The organism is Acuticoccus kandeliae (assembly GCF_003073115.1).
Map to the genome: position 1 here is coordinate 1 of NZ_QBBV01000151.1, position 315 is coordinate 315.

Annotated in this window: 1 pseudogene; it reads right to left on the minus strand. The window is 68.9% G+C overall.

Going from position 1 to position 315, the window contains the following annotated elements:
- Window positions 1-315 (minus strand): annotated as a pseudogene (locus DBV35_RS29715) (hypothetical protein); the annotation flags it as partial.

Consider the following 315-nt stretch of genomic DNA (forward strand, 5'->3'; position numbering starts at 1 on the left):
GGAACGGCTCCTCGCTGCTCACGTGGCCCAGGTCGAACAGGACCTTGTGCCAGAACCGCGAGTACAGCAGGTGCAGTACGGCGTGCTCGACGCCGCCGACGTACAGGTCCACGCCGCCCGGGTCGGCGACCGACCGGGCCGCGTCCTTGCCGATCCAGTACTTCTCGGCCTCGGCGGAGACGAACCGCTCGGTGTTCTCCGGGTCCAGGTAGCGCAGGTAGTACCAGCACGACCCGGCCCACTGCGGCATCGTGTTCGTCTCGCGGCGGTACTGCTTCGGGCCGTCACCCAGGTCCAGCTCGACGGCCACCCACT